Genomic DNA, 4,687 nt, shown 5'->3' on the forward strand with positions numbered 1-4,687 from the left:
CCACGAGCGGATGCGCGAGCAGCGCTGCGGCGACCCGGTCCACGCCGCCGCGCAGCGCCGCGTCCAGGGCCAGCTCCTCGTACGCCGACACGTGCGCGACCAGCCCGGCGAGCAGCGGCTCCATGGCGGGGACGGGCAGCGGCACCGCCCCGGACCCGGTGATCCGCGCCGGCACCTCGATGACCGCGCGGTCGTCCAGGAATGGCAGCGTGCGGTGGTTGCGCACGTTGACGACCTGCACGTCGCCGCGGCCGCCGACCAGCGAGGCGGCCAGCTGCACGGCCGCCTCGGAGTAGAACGCGCCGCCGCGCTCGGCGAGCCGGGCGGGCTTGGTGTCCAGCGCGGGGTCGGCGTAGGCCTCCAGCAGGTCGCGTTCGAGCGCGGCGACCGCCTCGGCCCGCGACGGTGCGCCCCGCTGCTCCTCGACGACGCGGTCGTGCTCGTAGAAGTAGCGCAGGTAGTACGACGGGACGGCGCCGAGCGTCCGCAGGAACGGGGCCGGCAGGCCGGAGACGGCGGCGAGTTCGCCGGGATGCCGGTCGAGCAGGTCCGGCAGGACGTCCTGCCCGTCCAGCAGGACCGACCGCACCCAGGTGAGGTGGTTGAGCCCGGCGTGGCCGAGGCCGACCCGTTCGGGCGGGACGCCCAGCAGCGCCGCCGCGCGCCGCTGGAACCCGATCGCGACGTTGCACAGGCCGACCGCGCGGTGCCCCGCGTCCAGCAGGGCCCGGGTGACGATGCCGACCGGGTTGGTGAAGTCGATGATCCAGGCGTGCGGGGCGCGGGCGGCGACGCGCCCGGCGATGTCCAGCACGACCGGGACGGTGCGCAGCGCCTTGGCGAGGCCGCCGGCGCCGGTCGTCTCCTGCCCGACGCAGCCGCGGGCCAGCGGCAGCGTCTCGTCGACGTGCCGGGCGGCCTGCCCGCCGACGCGCAGCTGGATCACGACGATCGTCGCGTCCGCGGCCGCCGCGTCCAGGTCGCCCGTGGTGACGACGCGGGCGGGGTGGCCCGCACGGGCGAGCATCCGCGCGGAGAGCCCGCCGACGAGTTCCAGCCGCCGGGCGTCGGGGTCGGCGAGCACCAGCTCCGACATCGGCAGCGCCGCGTGCGCCCGCGCGAGCCCGTCGACCAGTTCCGGGGTGTAGGTGGACCCGCCCCCGATGACCGTCAGCTTCAACCCTTCACTCCCGTCAAGGTCACGCCCTGGATGAAAACGCGCTGGGCGAGGAAGAACACCACCAGCACCGGCAGGATCGTCAGCAGCGTCGCGGCCATGGTGAGGTTCCACTCGACATGGTGGGCGGCGCGGAACGTGGCGACGCCGATGGCCAGCGTCCAGTGGTCGGGGTCGGCGTACACCAGCGGCCGGAAGTAGTCGTTCCAGCAGTAGAAGAACTGGAACAGCGCCACCGCGGCCAGGGCGGGCCTCGCCATCGGCAGGACGACCCGCAGCATCGTGCGCAGCTCGCCGCAGCCGTCCACGCGGGCGGCGTCGGCGTACTCGCGGGGGATCGTCACGAGGAACTGGCGCAGCAGGAAGATGGAGAACGCGTCCCCGAACAGCTGCGGGAGGATCAGCGGCCACAGCGTGCCGGTCAGCCCGAACCGGGCCCACACGATGTACAGCGGCACCATGGTGACCTGCGGCGGCAGCATCATCGCCGAGATCACCACGACGAGCGCCACGCTCCGGCCGCGGAACCGGAAGCGGGCGAGCGCGTAGGCCACCGGAACGCTGGAGACCAGCATGAAGAGCGTGGACAGGCCCGCGTACACGGTGCTGTTGACGGTCCAGCGGACCATGTCGCCGCTGAACACCTCGGCGAAGTTGGAAAGGTGCCAGCCGCGCGGCCACAGCTCGCCGCTGAGCGCCTGCCGGTCGGTCATCACGGCCGTCAGCAGCATGAACGCCAGGGGTGCCAGGAACATCACGCCGACCGCGACGGCGGTGGCGTGCACGGCGAGCCACAGCAGCGCCCGGCGGGCGCGCCCTCCGGGGATCATCGCGCCTCCTCTCCGGCGAACGCGCGGAACCGGCGGAGCAGGAACACGGTGAACGCCATCGCGGTGGCGAACATGACGAGCGCCAGCACGCACGCGTAGCCCATGTTGAACTGGCGGAACCCCTGGTCGTACAGCCACTGCGGGAACGTCAGCGTGGAGCCGTCGGGGTAGCCGGGGGAGTACTGGACGCCGGGCAGGTCGGCGCGCCCGGAGGCCACCTTGCCCGCCACCATCGGCTGCGTGAAGTACTGCAGCGTCTCGATGACGCCGGTGACGGCGGAGAACGCCAGGACGGGGGACACGGTCGGCAGCGTGATGTGCCGGAACCGGGCCCAGGCGCCGGCGCCGTCGATCGCGGCCGCCTCGTACAGCGACGCGGGCACGTTCAGCAGCGCCGCCAGCATGATGATCATGACGTCGCCGACCGCCCACAGGCCGAGCAGGGTCAGGCCGGGCTTGGCCCAGGCGGCGTCGTTGAAGAAGTCGGGCAGGGGGATCCCGAGCCGCGCGGCGAGGGCCGGGAGGGGGCCGGTGCCGGGGTTCAGCAGGAACACGAACGCGACCGTGGCCGAGACGGGCGGGACCAGGTACGGCAGGTAGAGGATCGAGCGCAGCAGGCCGGCGCCCCGCTTGACCCTGGTGAGCAGCTGGGCGACGCCGAGGCCGAACAGCACCCGCAGCGGCACGAGCACGGCGACCAGCCACAGCGTGTTGCGCATCGCCGTCCAGGCGTCGCGGTCGTGCAGCAGGTAGGCGTAGTTGTCGAAACCCACGTACTCCAGCGTGAACAGGTTGTACCGGGTGAAGGAGAAGTAGACGGTGGCGGCGAGGGGGTAGACGAAGAACAGGCCGAACCCGGCGAGCCAGGGGGACAGGAACGCCGCGACCCGGAGCCGTCGGCGCCGGCGCGCCCGTACCGTCGCCGTCCCGCGCCGCGCCCGGGGCAGCGGGAGGCGCGCTGATCCGGATGCCACGGTCAGCCTCCGGCGAGCTTGAGGGAGTCGTCGACCTCGCCGTCGAGCCTCTTCAGCGCCCGGCCGAGGTCGCTCACCCTGCCCGGCTCCCACTCCTCCTGGGTGAACTTTTCGAACCGGACGACGTAGTCGTTGCCGTTCGGTGTCGGCGGCGTTGTGGAGCTGTTGGGGTTCTTGAAGACGTCGAGGAACGTGCGGAACTGCGGCGGCAGCGTCAGCTTCGGCGACGACAGCGCCGGGATCGTGGAGGGCACGTTGCCGAGCGCGTTGGCGAAGGTGACCAGCGCGCCGGTGTCGGTGGTGAGGTACCGGACGAACTCCCAGGCCGCCGGGGCGTGCCTGGCGCCCCGCGGGATCCCGATGACGGTGCCGGTGACGAACCCGCCGCCGTAGGCGCTCGCCCGGTCGTCGGAGACGGGGACGGGCGCCGTGCCGTAGTCGAGCCCGGGCGCCTCCTTCTGGATGAACTTGGTGCGCCATTCGCCGTCCACGGCCATCGCCGTCCTCCCCTTCTCGAAGGGGTTGGACGACTCGAACTCCTGGCCCATCGAGCGCAGGAACTTCTTGACGTTGTCGTAGCCGTACCAGTCGATGAGGCTCTTGTTCCACTTCAGGTAGGCCTGGAAGGCGGGGTCACCGGAGAAGTTGGCCCTGCCGTCGTCGGTCAGCCACCGGACGCCGAACTGCGGAGCCAGGTGCTGGACCTGGTGCTCGTAGTACTGGACGGACGGCATGAACCCGGCGACCTTGATGGTTCCGTCGGGGGAGCGGACGGTGAGCTTCCTGGCGAGCGCGGTCAGCTCGCTCATCGTCTTCGGCGGCTGCTCGCCCTTCATCAGCTTCTTGTTGTAGTAGAGGCCGTAGGCGTCGGCCAGCAGCGGCATCGCGCAGCGGGTGCCCTTGTACTCGGTGTAGTTCCGTACCGCCCTCGGGAACTGGTTCAGGTCGAGCCCGGACTCGGCGATGTGGGGCGAGAGGTTCTGCCAGGCGCCGCTCTTGCACCACTGCCCGACGCTGTCGGTGGTGAAGGACGACACCACGTCCGGCGGGTTCCCGCCGCGGATGGCGTTGGTGATGCGGTCGTCGGTCTGGCCGTTGACGAGCTTGACGGTGATGTTGGGGTGGGTCTGGTTGAAGCCGGCGACGGCGTCCTGGAAGGCCTTCACCTCGTGCGGGGCGCTCCAGCCGTGCCAGACCTCGATGGTCTGCCTCTCGCCGGACGCCGGGCCCTTGCCGGACTGGTCGCCGGCCGTGCACGCGGCCGCGAGAGCGAGCCCGGCGACGGCCGCGACCGCCGCGAGCGGGCGCGTTGTGGTGGTCTGCACTCCGGTTCTCCTTCGGGGGGTGGGGAACGGCGTGGTGAGGACGAGTCAGGGGACGGTGGTGGTGAAGACCTCGTCGCGGGTCTCCCGGAGCGCCTGCTGGAGGGCCCCGGCCAGGACGGGGTTGCCCTGGACGGTGCTGAGCCGCACCTCGGGGCGCGGGATCGTGAGGCTGTGCAGGTGCTGTTCGACGCGTGCGCGCAGCGGCTCGCCGCCGGCGCGCAGGACGTCGCCGGTGAGGACGACGAGGGCGGGGTCGATGACGGCCACGACCGTGGCGAGCGTGGCGCCGAGGCGGGTGGCGAGCTCCCGACAAGATCGTGTCGAACATCCAGGAGATCCGGGCCCGCGGCGCCCGGACGATCGTGATCGCCGAGGAGGGCG

4 protein-coding genes and 1 pseudogene are annotated in these 4,687 nt (G+C 72.0%); all 5 read right to left on the reverse strand.

The features are described from left to right. Nucleotides 1–1,180: 6-phospho-beta-glucosidase (locus tag AB0K37_RS40300; protein ID WP_363991019.1), on the reverse strand; the 1,180-nt coding region annotated here is incomplete at its 3' end. Beyond that, entirely contained in the window at nucleotides 1,177–2,007 is an 831-nt protein-coding gene (locus tag AB0K37_RS40305) for a carbohydrate ABC transporter permease (protein ID WP_363991022.1), read from the reverse strand. The genes AB0K37_RS40305 and AB0K37_RS40300, both read right to left, overlap by 4 nt. Continuing rightward, a complete protein-coding gene (locus AB0K37_RS40310; protein ID WP_363991025.1) occupies nucleotides 2,004–2,981 on the reverse strand; it encodes a sugar ABC transporter permease in 978 nt (325 codons plus the stop codon). The genes AB0K37_RS40305 and AB0K37_RS40310 overlap by 4 nt, the downstream gene beginning before the upstream one ends. Before the next feature lie 2 nt (nucleotides 2,982–2,983). Further along, the gene (locus AB0K37_RS40315; protein ID WP_363991027.1) at nucleotides 2,984–4,306 is read right to left on the reverse strand and encodes an ABC transporter substrate-binding protein; all 1,323 of its coding nucleotides are present in this window, start codon (nucleotides 4,304–4,306) and stop codon (nucleotides 2,984–2,986) included. Nucleotides 4,307–4,351: 45 nt separating this feature from the next. Next, nucleotides 4,352–4,687 (reverse strand): annotated as a pseudogene (locus AB0K37_RS40320) (sugar kinase); the annotation flags it as partial.

This window comes from Actinomadura sp. NPDC049753 (assembly GCF_040674655.1).
In the GTDB taxonomy this organism is placed as follows: domain Bacteria; phylum Actinomycetota; class Actinomycetes; order Streptosporangiales; family Streptosporangiaceae; genus Spirillospora; species Spirillospora verrucosospora.